Origin of the sequence: Micromonospora sp. NPDC005710 (assembly GCF_040630995.1) — a bacterium.
Lineage (GTDB): Bacteria > Actinomycetota > Actinomycetes > Mycobacteriales > Micromonosporaceae > Micromonospora.
Genome location: NZ_JBEXYP010000003.1, coordinates 288,725 through 310,437 on the forward strand (window position 1 = coordinate 288,725; position 21,713 = coordinate 310,437).

General features: G+C 71.0%; 22 protein-coding genes. 13 read left to right on the forward strand and 9 right to left on the reverse strand.

Annotation, left to right across the window (positions count from 1 at the left end; translation table 11 throughout):
- Positions 1-22 precede the first annotated feature (22 nt).
- From ABZ406_RS05755 to ABZ406_RS05780, 6 genes are all read left to right on the forward strand, one after another.
- The gene (locus ABZ406_RS05755; RefSeq protein ID WP_357756159.1) at positions 23-958 is read left to right on the forward strand and encodes an ATP-binding cassette domain-containing protein; all 936 of its coding nucleotides are present in this window, start codon (positions 23-25) and stop codon (positions 956-958) included.
- A complete protein-coding gene (locus ABZ406_RS05760) occupies positions 955-1,779 on the forward strand; it encodes an ABC transporter permease (protein ID WP_354943133.1) in 825 nt (274 codons plus the stop codon). Before ABZ406_RS05755 ends, ABZ406_RS05760 begins: the two co-directional genes overlap by 4 nt.
- 271 nt (positions 1,780-2,050) lie before the next feature.
- Positions 2,051-5,794, forward strand: a complete 3,744-nt coding sequence (locus ABZ406_RS05765) for a multifunctional oxoglutarate decarboxylase/oxoglutarate dehydrogenase thiamine pyrophosphate-binding subunit/dihydrolipoyllysine-residue succinyltransferase subunit (protein ID WP_357756160.1) — start codon at positions 2,051-2,053, stop codon at positions 5,792-5,794.
- A 151-nt stretch (positions 5,795-5,945) separates the two neighbouring features.
- Positions 5,946-6,131: a DUF6104 family protein gene (locus ABZ406_RS05770; protein WP_030490374.1), complete on the forward strand. Its 186-nt coding sequence runs from the start codon at positions 5,946-5,948 to the stop codon at positions 6,129-6,131.
- Positions 6,132-6,231: 100 nt separating this feature from the next.
- Positions 6,232-8,301, forward strand: coding sequence for a phosphate acetyltransferase (gene pta, locus ABZ406_RS05775; RefSeq protein WP_357756161.1), 2,070 nt, complete (start codon positions 6,232-6,234; stop codon positions 8,299-8,301).
- Positions 8,298-9,413, forward strand: a complete 1,116-nt coding sequence (locus ABZ406_RS05780) for an acetate kinase (RefSeq protein WP_357756162.1) — start codon at positions 8,298-8,300, stop codon at positions 9,411-9,413. The genes pta and ABZ406_RS05780 overlap by 4 nt, the downstream gene beginning before the upstream one ends.
- An 89-nt stretch (positions 9,414-9,502) precedes the next feature.
- On the opposite strand, the gene ABZ406_RS05785 is transcribed toward ABZ406_RS05780, so the two are convergent.
- A complete protein-coding gene (locus ABZ406_RS05785; protein ID WP_357756163.1) occupies positions 9,503-9,676 on the reverse strand; it encodes a hypothetical protein in 174 nt (57 codons plus the stop codon).
- Between the two features lie 389 nt (positions 9,677-10,065).
- On the opposite strand from ABZ406_RS05785, the gene ABZ406_RS05790 reads away from it, so the two are divergent.
- Both ABZ406_RS05790 and ABZ406_RS05795 read left to right on the forward strand, forming a co-directional pair.
- Positions 10,066-10,599, forward strand: a complete 534-nt coding sequence (locus ABZ406_RS05790; RefSeq protein ID WP_357756164.1) for an aminoglycoside adenylyltransferase — start codon at positions 10,066-10,068, stop codon at positions 10,597-10,599.
- 75 nt (positions 10,600-10,674) lie between these two features.
- Positions 10,675-11,643: a chlorophyllase gene (locus ABZ406_RS05795; RefSeq protein WP_357756165.1), complete on the forward strand. Its 969-nt coding sequence runs from the start codon at positions 10,675-10,677 to the stop codon at positions 11,641-11,643.
- 79 nt (positions 11,644-11,722) lie between these two features.
- Here the strand turns inward: ABZ406_RS05795 and ABZ406_RS05800 are convergent, their stop codons facing one another.
- The 3 genes from ABZ406_RS05800 to ABZ406_RS05810 form a co-directional block, all read right to left on the reverse strand.
- A complete protein-coding gene (locus tag ABZ406_RS05800; RefSeq protein ID WP_357756166.1) occupies positions 11,723-12,685 on the reverse strand; it encodes a zinc-binding dehydrogenase in 963 nt (320 codons plus the stop codon).
- 163 nt (positions 12,686-12,848) lie between these two features.
- The gene (locus ABZ406_RS05805; RefSeq protein WP_357756167.1) at positions 12,849-14,027 is read right to left on the reverse strand and encodes an NADP-dependent malic enzyme; all 1,179 of its coding nucleotides are present in this window, start codon (positions 14,025-14,027) and stop codon (positions 12,849-12,851) included.
- A gap of 146 nt (positions 14,028-14,173) precedes the next feature.
- Positions 14,174-14,524 carry a S26 family signal peptidase gene (locus tag ABZ406_RS05810; RefSeq protein WP_357756168.1) on the reverse strand — a complete coding sequence of 117 codons (351 nt, stop codon included), beginning with the start codon at positions 14,522-14,524 and terminating at the stop codon, positions 14,174-14,176.
- Positions 14,525-14,608: 84 nt separating this feature from the next.
- Here ABZ406_RS05810 and sodN point away from each other — a divergent pair, with 84 nt between their 5' ends.
- From sodN to ABZ406_RS05825, 3 genes are read left to right on the forward strand one after another with little or no spacing between them, the layout of a single operon-like run.
- A complete protein-coding gene (sodN, locus tag ABZ406_RS05815) occupies positions 14,609-15,013 on the forward strand; it encodes a superoxide dismutase, Ni (RefSeq protein ID WP_030336684.1) in 405 nt (134 codons plus the stop codon).
- Complete coding sequence (locus ABZ406_RS05820; RefSeq protein ID WP_357756169.1) at positions 15,010-15,531, forward strand: GNAT family N-acetyltransferase; 522 nt, start codon at positions 15,010-15,012, stop codon at positions 15,529-15,531. The genes sodN and ABZ406_RS05820 overlap by 4 nt, the downstream gene beginning before the upstream one ends.
- Positions 15,532-15,563: 32 nt before the next feature.
- Positions 15,564-15,971 (forward strand): ATP-binding protein, encoded by a 408-nt coding sequence (locus ABZ406_RS05825; protein WP_030336681.1) that lies wholly within the window; start codon positions 15,564-15,566, stop codon positions 15,969-15,971.
- 22 nt (positions 15,972-15,993) lie between these two features.
- Here ABZ406_RS05825 and ABZ406_RS05830 read toward each other — a convergent pair whose 3' ends face one another.
- Positions 15,994-16,383, reverse strand: coding sequence for a hypothetical protein (locus ABZ406_RS05830; protein WP_238677850.1), 390 nt, complete (start codon positions 16,381-16,383; stop codon positions 15,994-15,996).
- Between the two features lie 43 nt (positions 16,384-16,426).
- Between ABZ406_RS05830 and ABZ406_RS05835 the strand changes: the two genes are divergently transcribed.
- Together ABZ406_RS05835 and ABZ406_RS05840 are read left to right on the forward strand one after the other, a co-directional pair.
- Positions 16,427-17,377, forward strand: coding sequence for a diacylglycerol kinase family protein (locus ABZ406_RS05835; RefSeq protein ID WP_357756170.1), 951 nt, complete (start codon positions 16,427-16,429; stop codon positions 17,375-17,377).
- A 450-nt stretch (positions 17,378-17,827) separates the two neighbouring features.
- Positions 17,828-18,085 carry a WhiB family transcriptional regulator gene (locus ABZ406_RS05840; RefSeq protein ID WP_088950012.1) on the forward strand — a complete coding sequence of 86 codons (258 nt, stop codon included), beginning with the start codon at positions 17,828-17,830 and terminating at the stop codon, positions 18,083-18,085.
- An 85-nt stretch (positions 18,086-18,170) separates the two neighbouring features.
- On the opposite strand, the gene ABZ406_RS05845 is transcribed toward ABZ406_RS05840, so the two are convergent.
- The 4 genes from ABZ406_RS05845 to ABZ406_RS05860 are packed head-to-tail and all read right to left on the reverse strand — an operon-like array spanning position 18,171 to position 21,584.
- Positions 18,171-18,938: a CbiX/SirB N-terminal domain-containing protein gene (locus tag ABZ406_RS05845; RefSeq protein WP_357756329.1), complete on the reverse strand. Its 768-nt coding sequence runs from the start codon at positions 18,936-18,938 to the stop codon at positions 18,171-18,173.
- Positions 18,939-18,955: 17 nt separating this feature from the next.
- On the reverse strand, positions 18,956-19,717 hold the full coding sequence (locus ABZ406_RS05850) for a phosphoadenylyl-sulfate reductase (RefSeq protein WP_357756171.1): 762 nt from the start codon (positions 19,715-19,717) through the stop codon (positions 18,956-18,958).
- On the reverse strand, positions 19,714-19,875 hold the full coding sequence (locus ABZ406_RS05855) for a hypothetical protein (RefSeq protein ID WP_357756172.1): 162 nt from the start codon (positions 19,873-19,875) through the stop codon (positions 19,714-19,716). The genes ABZ406_RS05850 and ABZ406_RS05855 overlap by 4 nt, the downstream gene beginning before the upstream one ends.
- Positions 19,872-21,584 carry a nitrite/sulfite reductase gene (locus ABZ406_RS05860; protein ID WP_357756173.1) on the reverse strand — a complete coding sequence of 571 codons (1,713 nt, stop codon included), beginning with the start codon at positions 21,582-21,584 and terminating at the stop codon, positions 19,872-19,874. Before ABZ406_RS05860 ends, ABZ406_RS05855 begins: the two co-directional genes overlap by 4 nt.
- Positions 21,585-21,713 lie beyond the last annotated feature (129 nt).

Sequence of the window (21,713 nt, forward strand, 5' to 3'; positions counted from 1 at the left end):
CGCCACACACGGGAGGAGAACGATGTCTGACGGGCAGCGAAGCCCCACCAGCGACGGTCAGATCGTGGTGTCCGGTCTGACGAAGCAGTACAAGAGCGTCCGGGCGGTGAACAACCTGTCCTTCACAGTGGCATCGGGACGGGTGACCGGCTTCCTCGGCCCGAACGGCGCTGGCAAGACCACCACCCTGCGGATGCTGCTGAATCTGGTCACGCCGACCGCCGGCACGGCCACCATCAGTGGTCAGCGGTACGCCGACCTCGCCGACCCGCTGCGGCAGGTCGGCGCGGTGCTGGAGGCGTCCAGCGCGCACAAGGGCCGCACCGGCATCAACCACCTGCGGGTCATCTGCGCGGCGGCCGGGCTGCCGAAGGAGCGGGCCGACGAGGCGTTGGCGCTGGTCGGGCTGACCCCGGCGGCGAAGCGCAAGTTCAAGGGTTACTCGCTGGGCATGAAGCAGCGGCTCGGCATCGCCGCCGCGATGCTCGGTGACCCCCGTGTGCTGATCCTCGACGAGCCGGCCAACGGGCTGGACCCGGAGGGCATCCGGTGGATGCGGGGGTTCCTCAAGAACCTCGCCCACGAGGGCCGGACGGTGCTCGTCTCCAGCCACCTGCTGTCGGAGATGCAGCTGCTCGCCGACGACGTGGTGATCATCGCGGCCGGGCAGTTGGTCCGGCAGGGTCCGGTCGACCAGGTGCTCGGGTCGATGGCCCAGGGCGCCCGGGTCCGGGTCCGCACCCCGCAGGCCGAGGCGTTGACCGCAGCCCTGAAGGCGCAGTCGGCGACCATCGAGACCGGCGAGCAGGGCGTGCTGTTGGTGGGTGGGGTGGACGCCCCGACGATCGGCCGGTCCGCCCTCGCGGCCGGGGTCGAGCTGCACGAACTGACCACCGAACGGCCCGATCTGGAACGGGTCTTCCTGGAGCTGACGGCCGGAAAGGCGGGCATCCGATGAACCTGGTCCGATCCGAGCTACTCAAGATCCGTACCACAAACACCTGGTGGATCTTCGCGCTCATCTCGCTGCCGCTGTGGGCGCTCACGCTGCTCATCAACTGGCTCCAGGCCGACACCCTGACCAACGGGAACCTCGGCGACGTGCCGGCGGACCAGGCCGACACCCTGGCGGCGGCGTCCAGCGCGGACGCCTTGTCGTCGAACCTCTTCACCACCGGGCAGTTCTTCGGCCTGCTGATCGTGATGCTGCTCGGCATCATCGTGGTGACCAGCGAGTTCTTCCACCAGACGGTGACCACCACCTTCCTCACCAACCCACACCGCACCGCCGTGATGACCGCCAAGCTGGTCGCGGCCGGTGTGCTGGCGCTGCTGTTCTGGCTGGTCACCACCGTGTTCAACCTGATCGCCGGGTCGGCGGTGTTGAACGCGGTGGGGATGGAGTCGCAACTGGGCAACGACGCCGCCTGGCGGGCGATCGGGTTGAACCTGCTCGCGTACCTGCTCTGGGCAGTGTTCGGCGTCGGCATCGGCGTGCTGATCCGTAGCCAGATCGGCGCCACCGTGACCGGCATCCTGCTCTACCTGGGCGGCTCGATCGGTGCCATCTTCGTCATCGCCATCCTGGCCGACCGCTGGGGCGACTGGATCAACAACCTGCAACTGCTGGTGCCGTCGCTGGCCTCGTCTCTGATGGTCACCGGGGCGGACATCCCCGGCAACCCGCCGCGCTGGGCCGGCGCCGCCGTGCTCATCGGGTACGCGGTGGTGACCGGCGTGGTCGGCACCCTGCTGATGCGCAGGCGCGACATCTCCTGACCGACGACGTTGCGGGGTGGCGGCCGCACGGCCGCCACCCCGGTGCTCTCGGCCGGTCGACTTTCGGTCGTGCCCTACCAGCCGGAAAGCTGTCCCGCAGGCGTTGCCGAACTTATGGCATCTTCTGTGAAACCGGCCACGGGACCGAGGCTGAAATGCCTGCGGGTTCGGTACGGCGTAGCCTGGGAGCTGTCCAGTCCGTGCTCCTAATCGGGCGCGACGGACCCACCGCGTGCCACACAAACCCGCGTGAAAGAGGCGAATACCGGCCGTGTCGACCCAGCAGACTTCGCAGGAGAACCCACTGGCGGGTTTCGGCCCGAATGAGTGGATCGTCGAGGAGATGTACCAGCGTTACCTCGCCGACCCATCGAGCGTCGATTCGGCCTGGCACGACTTTTTCGCCGACTACCGACCGGCACCGGGCGCCGGCACCCCGCGCGTCGACTCGTCGGACAAGCCGACGGCCGCCCCCGAGCCGGACGGGCAGCCGGAGCCGGCCGCCACTGTCGCCCAGCCGAGCGCGCCGGCCAAGACGGCACCAGCGAGCAAGCCGGCCGCCACCCAGTCGGCGCCGGCCAAGCAGGCCACTCCGAAGGCCACCCCAGAGAAGGCCGCCGCGGCCAAGCCGGCCGCCAAGGCCACCGCGCCGAGCGCCGACGGCCCCCAGACCACCCCGTTGCGGGGCGTCGCCGCGAAGATCGTCCAGAACATGGACGCCTCACTGAGCGTGCCCACCGCGACGAGCGTGCGCGCGGTCCCGGCCAAGCTGCTCGTGGACAACCGCATCGTGATCAACAACCACCTCGCCCGCGGGCGGGGCGGCAAGGTCAGCTTCACCCACCTGGTCGGCTACGCGATGGTGCGCGCGCTGGTGCAGCACCCCGAGATGAACAACTCGTTCGCCGAGGCCAACGGCAAGCCGGCGGTGGTCCGCCCGGCACACGTCAACCTCGGCATCGCGATCGACCTGGCCAAGCCGGACGGCAGCCGCAACCTGGTGGTCCCCTCCATCAAGGGCTGCGAGCAGATGGACTTCCGGCAGTTCTGGCAGGCGTACGAGGACGTGGTCCGACGGGCGCGGCGCAACGAGCTGACCATGGAGGACTACTCCGGCACCACGATCTCGCTGACCAACCCGGGCGGCATCGGCACCGTGCACTCGATGCCGCGGCTCATGCAGGGGCAGAGCGCGATCATCGGTGTTGGCGCGATGGAGTACCCGGCCCCGTACCAGGGGATGTCCGAGGCCACCCTGGCCGAGCTGGCCGTCAGCAAGGTCATCACGCTGACCAGCACGTACGACCATCGGATCATCCAGGGCGCGCAGTCCGGTGAGTTCCTCAAGGTGATGCACGAGCTGATCCTGGGCGAGCACGGCTTCTACGATCAGATCTTCACCGCGCTGCGCATCCCGTACGAGCCGGTGCGCTGGATGCGCGACGTCGCCGTCAACTCCGAAGGTCAGATCAACAAGACCGCCCGGGTGCACGAGCTGATCCACGCGTACCGGGTGCGCGGTCACCTGATGGCCGACACCGACCCGCTGGAATTCACGATTCGCAAGCACCCCGACCTGGACGTCCTCCAGCACGGGCTCACCCTGTGGGACCTGGACCGCGAGTTCCCGGTCAACGGCTTCGCCGGCCGGCAGCGGATGAAGCTGCGCGAGATCCTCGGCGTGCTGCGCGACTCGTACTGCCGCCGGGTCGGCATCGAGTACATGCACATCCAGGACCCGGAGGAGCGGCGCTGGGTCCAGGAACGGATCGAGCGCAAGTACGAGAAGCCGTCCGCCGACGAGCAGAAGCACGTGCTCAACCGGCTCAACGCGGCCGAGGCGTTCGAGACCTTCCTCCAGACGAAGTACGTCGGCCAGAAGCGCTTCTCGCTGGAGGGCGGCGAGTCGCTGATCCCGCTGCTCGGTGAGGTGCTGGAGTCCTCCGCCGAGAACGGGCTGGACGAGGTCGTCATCGGCATGGCCCACCGGGGCCGGCTCAACGTGCTGGCCAACATCGTCGGCAAGCCGTACGAGAAGATCTTCTCGGAGTTCGAGGGTCACCTGGACCCGCGCTCGACGCAGGGCTCCGGCGACGTCAAGTACCACCTGGGTCAGAACGGCAAGTTCACCACCCCCGACGGCGAGCACGCGGTCAAGGTGTCGGTGGTGGCCAACCCGTCGCACCTGGAGGCCGTCGACCCGGTGCTGGAGGGCATCGTCCGGGCCAAGCAGGACCGGATCGACCTCAAGCTCGAGGGCTACACGGTGCTGCCGCTCGCGGTGCACGGTGACGCCGCCTTCGCCGGGCAGGGCGTGGTCGCCGAGACGCTCAACCTGTCGCAGCTGCGTGGCTACCGCACCGGCGGCACCGTGCACGTGGTGGTGAACAACCAGGTCGGCTTCACCACCGCCCCGGAGTACAGCCGGTCCAGCCTCTACAGCACCGACGTGGCGCGGATGATCCAGGCGCCGATCTTCCACGTGAACGGTGACGACCCGGAGGCAGTGGTCCGGGTGGCCCGGTTGGCCTTCGAATACCGGCAGACGTTCAACAAGGACGTCGTGATCGACATGGTCTGCTACCGCCGGCGCGGGCACAACGAGGGCGACGACCCGTCGATGTCCAACCCCCAAATGTACAAGATCATTGACTCGAAGCGCTCGGTGCGCAAGCTCTACACCGAGGAGCTGATCGGTCGCGGCGACATCACCGTGGAAGATGCGGAGGAGCTGCTGCGCGACTACCAGGCGCAACTGGAGAAGGTCTTCAAGGCCACCCGGGACGCCGCCTCGGCACCGCGCCAGCTCAACCGGCCGCGCCGCGAGGAGGAGCCGGAGCCGCAGGTCGACACCGCCACCGACGCGTCAGTGGTCAAGGCCATCGGCGAGGCGCACATCAACCTGCCGGAGGGCTTCACCCCGCACAAGCGGATCCAGCAGTTGCTGGACCGGCGGGCCAAGATGTCCGTCGAGGGCACCATCGACTGGGGCTTCGGTGAGATCATCGCGTTCGGGGCGCTGCTGCACGACGGGGTCACCGTCCGGCTCGCCGGGCAGGACTCCCGTCGCGGCACGTTCGTCCAGCGGCACGCCTCGGTCGTCGACTCCCGCACCGGCGACGACTACCTGCCGCTGAAGTCGCTCACCGGCGACGGCGACCGCTCCCGGTTCTTCGTGCACGACTCGCTGCTTAGCGAGTACGCGGCGATGGGCTTCGAGTACGGGTACTCGGTGGAGAACATCAACGCCCTCGTCGCCTGGGAGGCCCAGTTCGGCGACTTCGTCAACGGCGCCCAGTCGGTGATCGACGAGTTCATCTCGTCCGGTGAGGTGAAGTGGGGCCAGCGTTCCGCCATCACCCTGCTGCTGCCGCACGGCCACGAGGGTCAGGGCCCCGACCACACCTCCGGCCGGCCGGAGCGGTTCCTGCAGATGTGCGCCGAGGACAACATGCGGGTGTCCATCCCGACCACCCCGGCGAACTACTTCCACCTGCTGCGCCGCCAGGCCCTGTCGCCCAAGCGCAAGCCGCTCGTGGTGTTCACGCCGAAGTCGCTGCTGCGGCACAAGCTCTGCGTCTCGTCGGTGGAGGACTTCACCACTGGCACCTTCCAGCCGGTGCTGCGCGACACGGCCGCCCCGGCACCGGAGTCGGTGAAGCGGGTGCTGCTCTGCTCCGGCAAGATCTACTACGACCTGTTCCAGGCCCGGCAGGAGCGCGGCGTCACCGACACCGCGATCCTCCGGCTCGAGCAGCTGTACCCGCTGCCGGTGGAGGAGATCCGGGCCGCGCTCGCGCAGTTCCCGAACGCGGAGGACTTCGCCTGGGTGCAGGAGGAGCCGGCCAACCAGGGTGGCTGGTCGTTCGTCGCACTCAACCTGCTGGAGCACCTCACTGACGTCCGGCTGCGGCGGATCTCCCGCCCGGCCGCGGCGGCCCCGGCGGTCGGCTCGGCCAAGACCCACGAGGTCGAGCAGAACGCCCTGATCGAGGCGGCTCTCCCCCGCCCGTGACCTGACCTCAGTACGACAGCCGGGGCAGGGCCGTTTCATCACGGTCCTGCCCCGGCTCTCGTCGGTCCACTGGCCACCGAACCCCCCTCCCCCCACCGACCCCCCGCCCATCCGCCCGGCCAGCGCCGGGCCGAGCACGAGGACGTACCCCATGTACTTCACCGACCGTGGCATCGAGGAGCTGGTCGAGCGCCGGGGCGAGGAGCAGGTCACGCTGGAGTGGCTGGGCGAGCGCCTACGCGACTTCGTCGACCTCAACCCGGATTTCGAAACCCCCATCGAACGCCTGGCCACCTACCTGGCCCGCCTGGACGACCCCGACGACGAAGACGCCTAACCCCCAACCCCCGTTCCGCACCCGGTGATCAAGAAGTTTCGGTCACGATGAGGGCCGGATCTGACGCAAACTTCTTGATCAACAGGCAGGGGTTGGGGACGTGGCTCGGAGTGTGTATCTGACCAGCGTGGGGTCGGGCGGGGGCAAGTCGACCATCGCCCTCGGGTTGGCGGAGTTGCTGTCCCGCCAGGTCGGGCGGATCGGCGTGTTCCGGCCGTTGGTGGCCGACAGCGGCCAGGACCCGATCCTCGCCCTGCTGAGCGAGCGCTACCGGGTCGAGGTGCCGCTGTCCGAGCTGGCCGGGGCGAGCTACGCCGAGGCGTCGGCTCTCGTCGCCGACGGTAGGCGGGAGCAGCTCATCTCCGCGATCGTCGAGCGCTACCGGGCGGTGGAGCGGCAGTGCCCGGCGGTGGTCGTGGTGGGCAGCGACTTCGACGAGCCGGGCGACCCGGCGCACCCCAGGGAACTGGCCTTCAACGCCCGGCTGGCCACCGAGTTCGGCAGCGTGGTGGTGCCGGTGGTGGACGGCTTCGGGCAGGAGCCGGCCGCCGTCGCGTCGGCGATGCGGGGGGCGTACCACGATCTGGCCGACCTGGGCGCGACGGTGCTCGCGGTGATCGCCAACCGGGTGACCGAGCCGATGACGCTGCCCGACCTGCCGGTGCCCGCGTACGCCATTCCGGAGGTGCCGAGCGTGTCGGCGCCGACGGTGGCCGAGGTGGCGGCGGCGCTCGGCGCCACCCTGCTGGCCGGGGACGACGCCGCGCTCGGTCGCGACGTGCTGGACTTCGTGGTCGGCGCGGCACATGTGCCGACAGTGCTGGGCCACCTCACCGAGGGCGCCCTGGTGATCACCCCTGGGGACCGGGCCGACCTGCTCGTCGCCGCCAGCGCCGCGCACGTGGCCGGGCAGGTGTCGGTGGCCGGTCTGGTGCTCACCCTCGGCGAACAGCCCGACCCGAGGGTCATGCGGCTGGTGGAAGGACTCAACACCGGGCTGGCGGTGCTCTCGGTGCGCAGTGACAGCTACGACACGGTGGCCGCGTCCAGTCGCATCGAGGGTCGGCCCAGCACTGCCAGCCCGCGCAAGGTGGAGGCCGCGCTCGGCGCGTTCGAACGCTGTGTGGACACCGACGACCTGGCCCGCCGGCTGCGGGTCAGCCGGTCGACGCGGGTCACCCCGCTGATGTTCGAGAACGAGCTGATCGACAGGGCGCGCTCGAAGCCCCGGCACCTGGTCCTGCCGGAGGGCTCCGACGAGCGGATCCTGCGGGCCGCCGAGATCCTGTTGCGCCGGGGAGTTGCCGAGCTGACAGTGCTCGGCCGGCCGGACGACATCGCTCGGCGCACCCGTGAGCTGGGCATCGACCTCGGCGACGCCCAGGTGGTCGACCCGGTCACCAGCGGGTGGCGCGACGACTTCGCCGCCGAGTACGCCCGGCTGCGCGCCCACCGGGGCGTCACCGCCGAACTGGCGCACGACATCGTGGCGCAGCCCAACTACTTCGGCACCCTGATGGTGGCCACCGGCCGGGCCGACGGCATGGTCTCCGGCGCGACACACACCACCGCCGCCACCATCCGGCCGGCGTTCGAGATCATCCGTACGCTGCCGGACGTCTCGGTGGCCTCGAGCGTCTTCTTCATGCTGCTCGCCGACCGGGTGCTCGTCTACGGGGACTGCGCTGTCAACCGCGACCCGGACGCGGCCCAGCTCGCCGACATCGCGATCTCGTCGGCCGACACCGCCGCCCGGTTCGGCATCGAACCCCGGGTGGCCATGCTGTCGTACTCCACCGGCAGCTCAGGCGCCGGCGCGGACGTGGAGAAGGTCGCCGCGGCCACCGCGCTGGTCCGGGAGCGCCGGCCCGACCTGCTGGTCGAGGGGCCCATCCAGTACGACGCGGCGATCGACCCGGCGGTGGCGGCGACGAAGCTGCCCGGCAGCCCGGTCGCCGGCCACGCCACGGTGTTCATCTTTCCGGACCTGAACACCGGCAACAACACGTACAAGGCGGTGCAGCGCTCCGCCGGGGCGGTCGCCGTCGGCCCGGTCATGCAGGGCCTACGCCGGCCGGTGAACGACCTGTCCCGGGGCGCGGGAGTGCCGGACATCGTGAACACAGTGGCGATCACCGCCATCCAGGCGGCCACCGAGGAGGCGTCGTGAGTCGGGTGCTGGTGCTCAACTGCGGGTCGTCGTCGGTGAAGTGGCGCCGCTACGACGGTGACCGGGCACTCGACCACGGCACCGTCGAGCGGATCGGTGAGCCCGGCGGCGGCCCGGCGGACCACACCGAGGCGGTCCGGCAGATCCTGGACGGGTTGGACCTGACCGGGCTGACCGCGGTCGGGCACCGGGTGGTGCACGGCGGCCGGACGTTCAGCGCACCGGTGCTCGTCGACGACGCGGTGCTGGCCGCGATCAAGGATCTGGTGCCGCTCGCCCCGCTGCACAACCCGGCCAACCTGGCCGGCATCGAGGTGGCCCGCGCGGCGCTGCCGGACGTCCCGCAGGTCGCCGTCTTCGACACCGCGTTCCACCACACCCTGCCCGAGGCCGCCGCCACGTACGCGATCGACAGGGACACCGCCGAGCGGTACGACATCCGCCGGTACGGCTTCCACGGCACGTCGCACGCGTACGTGTCCCGGCGCACCGCCGAACTGCTGGGCCGCCCGTACGAACAGATCAACACGATCACCCTGCACCTGGGCAACGGGGCCAGCGCGTGCGCGGTGGCGAACGGTCGCAGCGTCGCCACCTCGATGGGCATGTCCCCGTTGGAAGGGCTGGTGATGGGCACCCGCAGCGGCGACGTCGACCCGACCGTGATCTTCCACCTGCGCCGGGAGGGCGGCCTGTCGGTGGACGACGTCGACGACCTGCTCAACCACCGCAGTGGCCTGCTCGGGCTGAGCGGCGTCAACGACATGCGCGAGGTGCTCGAACGTCGGGCGGCAGGTGACCGGGCGGCGGCACTGGCCTTCGACGTGTACTGCCGACGCATCACCGGCTACGTCGGGGCGTACTACGCCCTGCTCGGCCGGGTCGACGCGATCGCCTTCACCGCCGGGGTCGGCGAGCACGCCGCGCCGGTGCGGGCCGCCGCGCTGGCCGGACTGGGCCGGCTCGGCATCACCGTGGACGACGCCCGCAACGACGGCGAGGGCGACCGGTTGATCTCGCCCGAGGGTGCCGAGGTGAGCGTCTGCGTCATCCGCACCGACGAGGAGCGCGAGATCGCCCGGCAGACCCGGGACGTCGTCGGGGCGGCCTGACCGCACTGGGGCGCGCACCCCCGGGAGGCCAGAGGGTGCGCGCGAGTCGATGCGGTCTGTTCAGCGAGTCGCCAGCCTGGGCGACTCCGTCAGCCGGTCGCCAGCCAGGCGACGAGTGCCACCAGCACCACGACGACCACTGCCGCACCGATGATGAGCGGCAGACGGGACGGGGCCTGCGTCGGCGCCGCAACCTCCGGCGTCTGGTTGAAGGCGCGGAACGCCTCGGTGTTGCCACTGGGATCCGTGTAGTTCTCAGGCATGCCGGTGACCCTAGCGAAGCTGGTCACACGGCACCGTCCCCGGCCCACGGCGTCCCAGGTGTGGAGCCGGCCGGCGGAGGTGACCCGACCGGGTGGCGGGTGCACCCGAGCCGGACGGCGGGACCGCTACGCCCGCCCGGGCACCTACCGTGGAACGATGGGGACGGCACGGCTGATGGCTGTACTTGCGACAGCCCTGCTCGCCGACCACCGCCGTGGCCGGCGGGACCACCGGGCCGGTGCCGGCGCGCCAGGCGCCCGAGGGGTTGTACGCCGTCGGCGTGCGTACGCTCACCCTCGATCCGCGCTCGGCGCGCCCCCTGCCACTCCCCCACCCTGACCGGTTACGAGTCCCGCGCGGCCCACTGATCAGCCGGTACGGTCGCCTGGTGGACGAGCTGGCGCGCCGGCAGGTGGCAAGCATCGCCGAGGTGGTCGCGGTGGCCGGGGCGGCTGGCATCCCGGTGTGGCTGCGCGGCGGCTGGGCGATGGACTTCCAGCTCGGCACTGTGACCCGCCCGCACCTCGACGTGGACTGGTACTGCTGGCGCGACGACGCGGACCGGCTGGCCGGCCTGCTGCTGGCCCGGGGTTGGCTACCCGACCGGCGAATGCCGGTGGAGTCGCAGCTCGACCTGTTCGCCGCCGACGTGGAGGTCAGCGTCGCGTACCTGGGTCGGGATGCCGCCGGCCGTCCGACGGTGGGCGCCGGGTCGTGGGCCGGCACCCCGCTGCCCGCCGGGATGTTGGACGCCCCACCCGGCCGGATCGGCCCGCTCACCGCGCCGACCATCTCGGTGGCGGCTCAGATCGAGTTCAAGCAGATGTACCCGGTCTGGATGCCGGAACGTCCCCGCCGCCCGAAGGACGCCGACGATCTGGTGAGACTCCGCGAACTCGACGGGCACGGGGTTACCGGCTGAACGGTGGGTGAGCGGGCGCGTACACCACGCCGAAGTCCACGGGGCAGGTCCACGGGGCAGGGCACAATCGGATCCATGCCACGTCGCGTCACCCCCGCACTGCTGGCCAGCGCCGTCCTGATGGCCGGTCTGGTCGGCTGCTCAGCGGGCGACCGCCCGGGTCGGAGCACCTGGGCACCGCCGGCCGAGCCCCACACCGCCGCCACGCCGACGCCGCAGGTCCCCGCCGGGAAGGCACCACAGCGCGCCTTCGCGGTCGGCGTACGCCAGCTGAAGCTGAAGCGGGACGGCCGCGCGCTGCCGACGACGCTGTGGTACCCGGCGACCGGGCAGTTCGGCGGCGCGGCCAAGCGGTCGGCGACGGCCGCGGACGGCCGGTTCCCGGTGGTGATGTTCAGTCACGGCCTGGGTGGGCGGCCGGACGACTACGCCACGCTGCTCACCCGCTGGGCGGCGGCCGGTTTCGTGGTGGCCGCACCGACGTTCCCGCACACCTCGAAGGGTGCTGACAACAACGTCCTCGACGTGCTCAACCAGCCCGCCGACGTGTCGTACGCGTTGGATCAGGTGCTGGCGTTGGACGGCAGGGCCGGCGACGCGCTGCGCGGCCGGTTGGACGGCGAGCGGGTGGCCGCGGCCGGGCACTCGGCCGGCGGGGTGACGACCATCGGCCTGTTCACCGCCAGCCGGGACGAACGGCTGGACGCGGGTGTGGTGTTCGCCGGCACGGCGCTCGGCGTGGGCACCGCGTTCGCCGGCGCGGCCGCCCCGCAACTGTTCGTGCACGGGGAGTTGGACGAGGTGGTCGAGTACGCGGCGGGCAAGGCCGCGTACGACAAGGTGCCCTGGCCGAAGGCCATGCTGAGCCTGCCCAAGGGCGACCACGGGCGGGCACTGCTGAGCGACGGAGCGACGCTGCGGGTCGTCTCGGACACGTCGGTCGAGTTCCTGCGCTGGTCGCTCTACGGGGACGCGGACGCCAAGAAGCGCATTTCCACCGACGCGACGCGCGGCGACATCGCCACCTTCGACGACCACCTCTGATCTCCGCCGGTCGACCAACCGAAGATCCGCGCGAGCACGGCGCTCGCGCGGCGCTCGCGCGGCCTGGGGCGGGCGGGCGTCAGGCCTCGTGGTCGATGACGACCTTGCCGAAGGCGTCGCCGGAGTGCAGTCGGGAGAAGGCGTCCTCGACCCGGCTGAACGGGATGACGCTGTCCACCACCGGCCGCACCTCGTTCTCGGAGCAGAACTCCAGCAGCTCGTACAGCTCGCCGGGGGTGCCCATCGAGGTGCCCAGGATCTCCAACTGCATCGCGAAGACCCGGCGCAGGTTGACCGACGGCTCGTGCCCGGCCGTAGCTCCGGAGACCACGATCCGGGCCATCGGCGCGGCCGACTTCAGCGAGTGGTCGAAGGTGGCCGCGCCGACCGTCTCGATCACCACGTCGACCCGTTCCGGCAGCCGGGTACCGGGCTCCACGGCGATCGCGCTGAGGGCCGAGATCCGGTCCCGTTTGACGGCGTCGCGGCTGGTCGCGTACACCCGCTTGCCCATCGCGACGGCGAGGGCGACGGCGGCGGTGGCCACGCCACCGCCCGCGCCCTGGACCAGCACGCTGTCGGCGTCGGCGACGCGGCCCTTGGTGGTCAGCATCCGCCACGCCGTCAGCCAGGCCGTGGGCAGGCACGCCGCGTCGGTCGCCGCCATGCCGTCGGGCAGCGGGATCAGATTCGACCGGGGTACGGCCACCCGCTCGGCGAGCGTCCCGGCGAAGTGTTCGGAGAGGATGGAAACCCCGCGCGGGTCACCCGGCGTGACGACCACCGGGTACACGACGACCGGCCGACCCTCCGGGTCCAGCCCGACGGCGTCGCAGCCGAGGATCATCGGCAGCTGGGCCTCGGTGAGACCCACTCCGCGCAGCGACCAGAGGTCGTGGTGGTTGAGCGAGGTGGCCCGCAACCGCACTGTCACCCAGTCGTCGGCCGGAAGGGTCGGCTCGGGCTGCTCGCCGACGGTGAGCGCGGCGAGCGGGTCGGCGTCGTCGAAACGGGAGGCAAAGGCAGCACGCATGATCGGCACGGTAACAAGCTGAGCGCTCGTTAAGAAGCCGCGCGCACGGGCCGACGGCTCCTGCCGCGTCCGAGCGCGACCGGCCCGTGCGTGCGCAGACCGGCGGCGCAGAGCGCCACCGGCCCGTGCATGGGCCCACACTCGCGGCGCGGAGCGCCACCGACCCGAGTGCCTACCGGCGGGCGACGCCGTCACGGCGGGCGGCTTCGGCGACCGCCTCGGCAACGGCCGGCGCGACGCGCGGGTCGAGCGGGGACGGAACGATCGCGTCGGCGGTCAGGGACTCCGACACCACCCCGGCGATGGCGTCCGCCGCGGCGACCTTCATCGCCTCGGTGACCCGGGTGGCGCCGGCGTCCAGCGCGCCGCGGAACACTCCGGGGAAGGCCAGCACGTTGTTGATCTGGTTGGGGTAGTCACTGCGCCCGGTGGCGACCACGGCGACGTGCCGGGCGGCCACCTCGGGGTGCACCTCGGGGGTCGGGTTAGCCAGCGCGAACACGATCCCGCCCGGCGCCATCCCGGCCACCGCCGCCTCGGGGATCTGCCCGCCGGAGACCCCGACCAGGACGTCCGCGTCGCGCAGCGCCTCGGTGATGTCGCCCCGCCGGCCGTCGGCGTTGGTGCTCGCCGCCAACTCGGCCTTGGTGCCGGTCAACTCGGTGCGGTGCCGGCCGATGATCCCCTTGGAGTCACAGACCACCACCTGGTCGGGGTCGACGCCACCGGCGATCAGCATCTTCGTCACCGCCACGCCGGCCGCGCCCGCGCCACTCACCGCCACCCGCAGGTCACCGAGCTTGCGGTCGAGCAACGTCGCGGCGTTGCGCAGCGCGGCGAGGACCACGATGGCGGTGCCGTGCTGGTCGTCGTGGAAGACCGGGATGTCGAGCGCCTCGTCGAGCCGACGCTCGATCTCGAAGCAGCGCGGCGCGCTGATGTCCTCCAGGTTGATCCCACCGAACGAGGGGGCCAGCGCCCGCACCACCGCGACGATCTCGTCCACGTCCTGGGTGTCCAGGCACACCGGCACCGCGTCCACCCCGCCGAACTGCTTGAACAGCACCGCCTTGCCCTCCATCACCGGCAGCGCGGCGCGGGGACCGATGTTGCCGAGGCCGAGCACCGCCGAGCCGTCGGTGACCACGGCGACCGTGTGCGACACCCAGGTGTACTCGTCCACCAGGGCGGGGTCGGCGGCAATCGCCTCACACACCCGGGCCACCCCCGGGGTGTACGCCAGGGAGAGGTCTTCCCGGCTGGTGAGGGGCACTCTCGAGGTGACGGCCATCTTGCCGCCCAGGTGCAGTTGGAAGACGGGATCAGCGGGGTCCATGGTGGACGAAGGCATGGCGGTGACTCCAGGATCTGTCGACGCAGATGTGAGGCGGCCCGCCCCGCCGCGAGGTGGGCGGCGGGCGGTGGCACGCGGTGCGGGGGGTCACCCGGGCACTTTCCGAGCATAGTGTCGGCACCACCCCTCGGATGTGAGCAGGGTCATAACTGGTGCCGAGGCACCCGTCCGGGGCGCGGCCAGTAGCGGGCCACCACCCGTCCGCGTACGTCTGCCACCCCGTACGCCCGGGAGTCGTCGGTGATCAGGTCGTTGTCGCCACGCAGCCACCAGCCGCCGTCCTGCGGCCGGACCGCACGCTTCACCACCAGCAGATCGGGCCGGGTCCGAAAGACCGCGACCACCACGTCGCCGGCTCGGATCGGGCGGCCGCCGGGGCGTACCAGCACCGCGTCGCCGTGCCTCAGCGTCGGGGCCATGGAGGGACCGGTAACCAGGACGGGGGCCAGTGGCCTCCGCAACCGGGGCACCTCGGCCGGGTGATCGGCGTCCACTGGTTTCACCTCCACCCGGTTCGGGGAGCATTCCCAGGAGTAATGTCGCCTTTGATCATCGCAAACTTCCCATGGAGGATCCTGATGCGACTTCCGCGCATCCTTGCGCCCCGCGTCACCGCGAGCGCTCACTGCGACCTGCCGTGCGGTGTCTACGACCCGGCTCAGGCCCGGATCGAGGCCGAGTCGGTCAAAATGATCTGCGAGAAGTACCAGTCGAACACGGACCCGGAGTTCCGCACCCGGGCCATCATCATCAAGGAGCAGCGCGCCGAGCTGGTCAAGCACCACCTCTGGGTGCTCTGGACCGACTACTTCAAGCCGCCGCACTTCGAGAAGTACCCGAACCTGCACAGCCTGTTCAACGAGGCCACCAAGCTCGCCGGCGCCGGTGGCGTCAAGGGCAGCCTCGACCCGGCCACCGCCGACAAGCTGCTCGCGAAGATCGACGAGATCTCGAAGATCTTCTGGGAGACCAAGAAGGCGTGACCTCTCCGGTCATTCCGACGATCCGGCCGGCACGTCCCGAGGACGTGCCGGCCGTCGTCGCCATGGTGCACGAGCTGGCCGAGTACGAGCGTGCCCCCGAGCAGTGCCACCTCACCACCGAACAGTTGAGCTCGGCCCTGCACGGTCCCGCTCCGGCGCTCTTCGGTCACGTGGCGGTGGACGCGCACGACGAGCCGGTCGGCTTCGCGCTGTGGTTCCTCAACTTCTCCACCTGGGCCGGCGTGCACGGCATCTACCTGGAGGACCTGTACGTCCGGCCGGACGCCCGGGGCACCGGTGCCGGTCGACTGCTGCTCGCCGCACTTGCCGACATCTGCGTACGGCGCGGTTACCAGCGGCTGGAGTGGTGGATGATCGACTGGAATCCGGCCGCCGGCTTCTACGCGTCGATCGGCGCCGAACAGCTGAACGAGTGGGTTCCCTACCGGCTCAGCGGTGACGCGCTTCGCGAGCTGGCCGACCGTGCCACCACCGCCGGCACGCGTCCGGGCGACTGACCGGGTAGAGTCCCCGACCGGGGGGATGAGGCGTGACTCAACTGACTGGCCAACCAGCGACCGACGACGACGTGGTGCACCTCACGGTGCCTGCCGACGGCGGTTACCTCGGCGTGCTTCGTACCGCCACCGCCGGTCTCGCGGCCCGGTTGCAGTTCGCGCTCGACGAGATCGAGGATCTGCGCATCGCTGTCGACGAGGCGTGCGCCATGCTGCTCGCCATCGCCACCCGCGACGCCGAGTTGGAGTGCCGCTTCGCTGTCACCGAGGACGCGCTGACAGTCGAGGTGACGGTGCCGACGGTGCGCGGTGCCACCCTGCCCGCCGAGTCGTCCTTCGCCTGGAAGGTGCTCACCGCGCTGACCACCTCGGCGTCCGCCACGTCCGCCGACGGTCGGGCCACCATCGCGCTGCTCACCCGCCGCTCCGGCGGCTACTGACCGACCCGGCGCGCCGGCGCTGTCACTCGAAGCCGAGGGCGCGGGTCGTCGGAGGGCAGATCAGCAGCCAGGCCACGCCCAGGCCGAGCGCCATGAGCGGCACCCCCAGCCAACCCAGCCCGGCCTGGATCATGAACCAACCGATCGGCAGCAGCATGAGCTGAAGCACGATCGCGGGGGCCCGTGCGCCCGCCTGACGGCGCAGCAGCGCGCGGCCCAGGGCCCAGAGCGCGACGGCCGCGCCGATGGCGAACGCTGTCACCAGCAACGCCGTCAGCAGGTCGGTGCGGGTGGCGGTGAGGTCGGCCCAGACCAGCCAGACGGCGATCAGCCCGACGACGGCCGCCTCCGCCCACAGCAGCCGGACCGCCCAGCGGAGCGTGACGGGGATCGGGTCCGAGTCGATGGTCACGCGCGCCACGATACCCGGGCTGCCGGAAGGTACAGTGCCGCCCATGCGGGCCGTCCTGGTGGTCAATCCGAAGGCCACCACCACCAGCGAACGCAGCCGGGACGTGCTCGTCCGGGCGCTGCGCAGCGAAGTCGATCTCAGCGTGCGCTACACCCGTCGGCGCGGGCACGCCGTGGCGCTGGCCCGGGAGGCAGCCGCGGAGGGGGTCGACCTGGTCGTCACCCTGGGTGGCGACGGCACGGTGAACGAGGTGGTGAACGGCCTGATGACCGCCGAACCGCCGACTCGCGCCGGCGGTGCCTCGATGGCCGAGCGACTGCCCGCCCTGGCGACCGTCCCCGGCGGCTCGACGAACGTGTTCGCCCGCGCGGTGGGTCTTCCCCGGGAGTGGCCGGAGGCCACCAGCATGATCCTGGAAGGGCTGCGGCTGGGCCGGAGCCGGACGGTGGGGCTGGGCCGCGCCGACGACCGCTACTTCACCTTCTGCGCCGGATTCGGCCTGGACGCCGCGGTGATCCACCGGGTGGAGCAGGCCCGGCGCAAGGGTCGGGTGTCCACGCCGTCGCTCTACCTGCGTTCGATCATGAACCAGTACTTCCTCGCCTCGGACCGGCGGCACCCGGCGATCGTCCTGGAGCGTCCGGGCGAGCCGGCGGAGGCAGAGCTGGCCACCGTCATCATTCAGAACACGGCGCCCTGGACGTACCTGGGCGACCGGGAGGTCAACCCGAACCCGGCGGCGTCCTTCGATCTCGGGCTGGATGTGCTGGCGCTACGTCAGCTCCGGGTGGCTAGCACAACACGGACAGTGACGCAGTTCCTGTCCCGGCAACCGAATCCGCGTGGCCGTCAGGTGTTACGACTCCATGACACGGCGGAGTTCACGCTGGTCTCCAGCCGCCCCCAGGCGTTTCAGCTCGACGGTGACTATCTCGGCGAGCGGGAGAAAGTCAGATTCACCTCCGTTCCGGCCGCACTGAGAGTAATCTGCTAGGTCTCGGGGTACTGCTCTTGGTCGACGCGGTTGCCACAAGCAACCGACACGGTCGCCGCCACACCGAGGGCAGGTGCCGGAAATGTCAGCAATGTCACGCGGACTGTACTATATTGATCCTCGACTGTGGCACGGCGGGTAACCAGGAAAGCGCTGGTATCCGGACAAATAGGTTGTGGGCTTGCTCACCGCCCGGAGTTTTTCCGAGCGTCACCCTTGACATCACGACTGTTCGTGAAAGTATTCACAAGCGAACTTGAGTTACCGGGACATTGCCTGGATATGCTCGTCAGGTTGAGCTGTTCCAGCAGGTCCCCGGGCGCTGACAGCCTGCTCACGCACTGCCGAATGGACAGACGCTAACCGTCACCGTCGACACTGCGGATGCATATAGGAAAAGCACTACCAAGCAATTGTTGCCACCCATCCAGAATGAGGAGTGTTGCCGCCATGGACTGGCGTCACCATAGTGTCTGCCGCGACGAGGACCCGGAGCTGTTCTTCCCGATCGGGACGTCCGGGCCTGCCCTCCTGCAGGTCGAGCAGGCAAAGGCCGTCTGCAGGCGCTGCTCCGTGACCGACCAGTGCCTGCAGTGGGCACTCGAGTCGGGTCAGGACGCCGGCGTCTGGGGCGGGATGAGCGAAGAGGAACGGCGTGCCGTCAAGCGGCGCGGCGGCCTCCGTGTGCTGCGCGCTCACTCCGCCTGATCCCCACAACACCGCTGTACGCCCCGGTGGGTTCGCCCGCCGGGGCGTTCCGCTGTCCGGAACCGGGTCAGCGCGCTGGGACGGGTCAGTCAGTCGACGCCCGCACCCGCCGGTCGTCGACCCGACGCAGCACCAACTCGACCAACTCCGGTGCGTCGGTCAACGGCGCGGCGACGGCCACCGCGCCCGCCACCCGGGCCGCCTCGGTCACCGCGTCGTGGAACAGCCCCGGCGCCAGGAAGTACGCGGCCACCGCGACCCGGCGTGCACCGGACGCCCGTAGCCGGGACACCGCCACGCCGGCCGCCGGTGGAGCCGCCGACGCGTACGCCACCCGGCAGGGCACCCCGAACTGCGCGCCGAGCGCGTCGGCGACCCGACCCACCGAGCGGCGCGCCCGGGCGTCCCGGGTGCCCGCCGCGGCCAGCACCAACGCGTCGAAGCGGCCCGGACTCGTCTCACCGAGCCGACGGCACAGGCCGGCCAGCAGCGCGGGATCTGTCGTGTCGTCCGCCGGCCCGAGCACATCGGTCACCCGGACCGCCAGCGGTGGCCCGGACCGCACCGCCGCATCGACCGCAGCCGGGATGTCCACCCGATGGTGGTACGCGGCGGTCAGCAGCAGCGGCACCAGCACCGCCCGGCGGTGACCGGCCACGGCCAGGTCGCGCAGCACCTCGGTCGGCCCCGGTTCGGTGTGGTCCAGCCAGCTCGCCCACACCGGGGTGCCCGGCCGGGCGGCCGACATTGCCCGAGCCAACGCCCGGGTGGCATCGGCCGCCCGTGGGTCACGACTGCCGTGCGCGACAAGCACCACCGGGTCCGCCCCGCCGGCCACAGCGGGACCGGGCAGGGGCGTCGCCGGGGAGGTCAGACGTGCAGCCCGCACTCGGTCTTCTCGAACATGGCCCACCGGCCGGCCCGCGCGTCCTCGCCGGCCTTCGTCCGGCGGGTGCACGGCCAGCAGCCGATCGACCCGTACCCCTGCTTGAACAGCTCGTTCACCGGCACGTTGAAGCGGGCGATGTAGGAGTCCACATCCTTCTGCGACCAGGCCGCGATCGGGTTGACCTTGACCTTGCCGCGGCGGGCGTCGAAGGTCACCACCGGGGTGTTGGCCCGGCTCGGCGACTCGTCCCGGCGCAGACCGGCAGCCCAGGCGTCGTACCCGGTCAGCGCCCGCTCCAACGGCTCCACCTTGCGCAGCTGGCAGCAGTCGTCAGGTGACTTGTTGAACAGTCGGGGCCCGTACTGGCCGTCCTGCTGGCCGACGGTGAGTCGGGGCCGGATCGACCTGACGTTCACCGGCAGTGTCCGGGCGACCTCGTCGCGTACCCGCAGCGTCTCGGGGAAGTGCAGGCCGGTGTCGAGGAAGACCACGTCCACCCCGGGGGCCACCCGGGACACCAGGTGCGCCAACACGGCGTCGGCCATCGAGCTGGTCACGCAGAACCGGTCACCGAAGGTCTGCGCCGCCCACCGGGCGATCTCCAGCGCCGGGGCGCCCTCCAGGTCCCGAGCGGCCTGCTCGGCAAGGGCCCGCAGCTCGTCCGGGTTGCGCCGGGTCGCGTCGACGGGAGTCGGGCCACCCAGGCCGACCAGGCGCAGGCTCGCGGCCGAGACGAGACTCATGAGGTCACCCCGCGACTGAGCAGCCCGGTGAACTTCACCGAGAAGACCCGGGTGCAGGCGTGGCACTCCCAGGCGCCGTGCCCCGCCTCGTGCGGCCGCAGATCCTCCTCGCCGCAGTACGGGCAGTACAGGGGTGCCGCTCGGTTCTCGCTGCTCACCGCAGGTCCTCCTCGTCGACTCTGATCACCCAATTGGCGAACGTCTCGCCCTCGCTCCGACCGGCCAGGTAGCGGCGGGCCAGCCGTTCCACGTACTCGGGAAGCTCGTCGGCGGTGGTCTTCAGGCCGCGCAACTTGCGGCCGAAACCGGCGGTCTGCCCCTGCGCCATGCCCAACCCGCCGCCCAGGTGCACCTGGAAACCCTCGACCTGGCGGCCGTCCGGCCCGACCACCAACTGACCCTTGAGGCCGATGTCGGCCACCTGGGTACGCGCGCAGGCGTTCGGGCAGCCGTTGATGTGGATCGAGATGTCCGCGTCGAAGTCGCGCAGCCGCTGCTCCAGGCGGGCCACCAGCTCCTCGCCGCGGGCCTTCGTCTCGACGATCGCGAGCTTGCAGTATTCGATGCCGGTGCACGCCATCGTGCCGCGCCGCCAGGCCGACGGCCGGGCCCCCAGACCGATCCCGCGAAGCGCGTCGACGAGCGACTCCGTCCGCTCCGACGGCACGTCGAGCACCAGCAGCTTCTGGTACGGGGTCAGCCGAACCCGGTCGCTGCCGTGTGCCTCGACCACGTCGGCCAACTGGCTGAGCTGCGCGCCGGAGACCCGCCCGACGACCGGGGCCGCGCCCACGTAGTGCCGCCCGTCGGCCTGCTCGTGCACGCCCACGTGGTCGACCGGCTTCGACGGCAGGACCGGCGCGGGACCGTCCAGCAGCGTACGGCCGAGGTAGTCCTTCTCCAGGACCTCGCGGAAGCGCTCCACGCCCCAGTCGGCCACCAGGAACTTCAGCCGGGCCCGGTTGCGCAGCCGGCGGTAACCGTAGTCGCGGAAGATGCCCACCACCCCGGCCCACACGTCCGGCACCTCGGCCAGCGGCACCCAGACGCCGAGCCGCTTGGCGAGCATCGGGTTGGTGGAGAGACCCCCGCCGACCCAGACGTCGAAGCCGGGCCCGTGCTCGGGGTGGTCGACACCGAGGAAGGCGATGTCGTTCGACTCGTACGGGGTGTCCACCAGCCAGGACATCGACGTCTTGAACTTGCGGGGCAGGTTGGAGAACTGCTTGTCGCCGACGTACCGGGCGACGATCTCGTCCATCGCCGGGGTCGGGTCGAGCAGCTCGTCGCGGGCGACCCCGGCCACCGGGCTGCCCAGCACGATCCGTGGGCAGTCGCCGCACGCCTCGGTGGTCTGGAGGCCCACCGACTCCAGCCGGCGCCAGATCTCCGGCATGTCCTCGACCCGGATCCAGTGGTACTGGATGTTCTGCCGGTCGGTGATGTCGGCGGTGTCCCGCGCGAACTCCCGGGAGATGTCCGCGATCACCCGCAGCTGGGCCAGGCTGAGCTGGCCGCCGTCGATGCGGACCCGGAGCATGAAGAACTCGTCCTCCAGCTCGTGCGGCTCCAGCACTGCGGTGCGCCCGCCGTCGATGCCCGCCTTGCGCTGGGTGTAGAGGCCCCACCAGCGGAACCGGCCGCGCAGGTCCTGCGGGTCGATGGACGCGAAGCCGCGGTGGGCGTAGATGTTCTCGATGCGGGCCCGGACGTTCAGCGGGTCGTCGTCTTTCTTGATCCGCTCGTTGGGGTTGAGCGGCTCGCGGTGGCCGAGCGCCCACTGACCCTCACCCCGTGGCCGGCGCAGCGCTCGGGTCGGGCGAGCCGTCGGGTCCTCGGAACGGGCCGGGATGCTGCTGACCGCCATCGCGGCGTCCTCCGTTGTCTGCTGTGCCTCGGGCTTACGCGGGGCGCGGCGGCCGGCCCGGCGAAGCGGGCGGGACAACGGTGTCTTCAGACAGCCGGCGCGGAGCGCGCCCGAGACAGATTGATCGGG

Bases quoted from the DNA above. Each gene is read 5' to 3' on its own strand.
- ABZ406_RS05755 (WP_357756159.1), top strand. From the start codon at position 23: ATGTCTGACGGGCAGCGAAGCCCCACCAGCGACGGTCAGATCGTGGTG.
- ABZ406_RS05760 (WP_354943133.1), top strand. From the start codon at position 955: ATGAACCTGGTCCGATCCGAGCTACTCAAGATCCGTACCACAAACACC.
- ABZ406_RS05770 (WP_030490374.1), top strand. From the start codon at position 5,946: ATGTACTTCACCGACCGTGGCATCGAGGAGCTGGTCGAGCGCCGGGGC.
- ABZ406_RS05785 (WP_357756163.1), bottom strand. From the start codon at position 9,676: ATGCCTGAGAACTACACGGATCCCAGTGGCAACACCGAGGCGTTCCGC.
- ABZ406_RS05795 (WP_357756165.1), top strand. From the start codon at position 10,675: ATGCCACGTCGCGTCACCCCCGCACTGCTGGCCAGCGCCGTCCTGATG.
- ABZ406_RS05805 (WP_357756167.1), bottom strand. From the start codon at position 14,027: ATGCCTTCGTCCACCATGGACCCCGCTGATCCCGTCTTCCAACTGCAC.
- sodN (WP_030336684.1), top strand. From the start codon at position 14,609: ATGCGACTTCCGCGCATCCTTGCGCCCCGCGTCACCGCGAGCGCTCAC.
- ABZ406_RS05835 (WP_357756170.1), top strand. From the start codon at position 16,427: ATGCGGGCCGTCCTGGTGGTCAATCCGAAGGCCACCACCACCAGCGAA.
- ABZ406_RS05840 (WP_088950012.1), top strand. From the start codon at position 17,828: ATGGACTGGCGTCACCATAGTGTCTGCCGCGACGAGGACCCGGAGCTG.
- ABZ406_RS05850 (WP_357756171.1), bottom strand. From the start codon at position 19,717: ATGAGTCTCGTCTCGGCCGCGAGCCTGCGCCTGGTCGGCCTGGGTGGC.
- ABZ406_RS05860 (WP_357756173.1), bottom strand. From the start codon at position 21,584: ATGGCGGTCAGCAGCATCCCGGCCCGTTCCGAGGACCCGACGGCTCGC.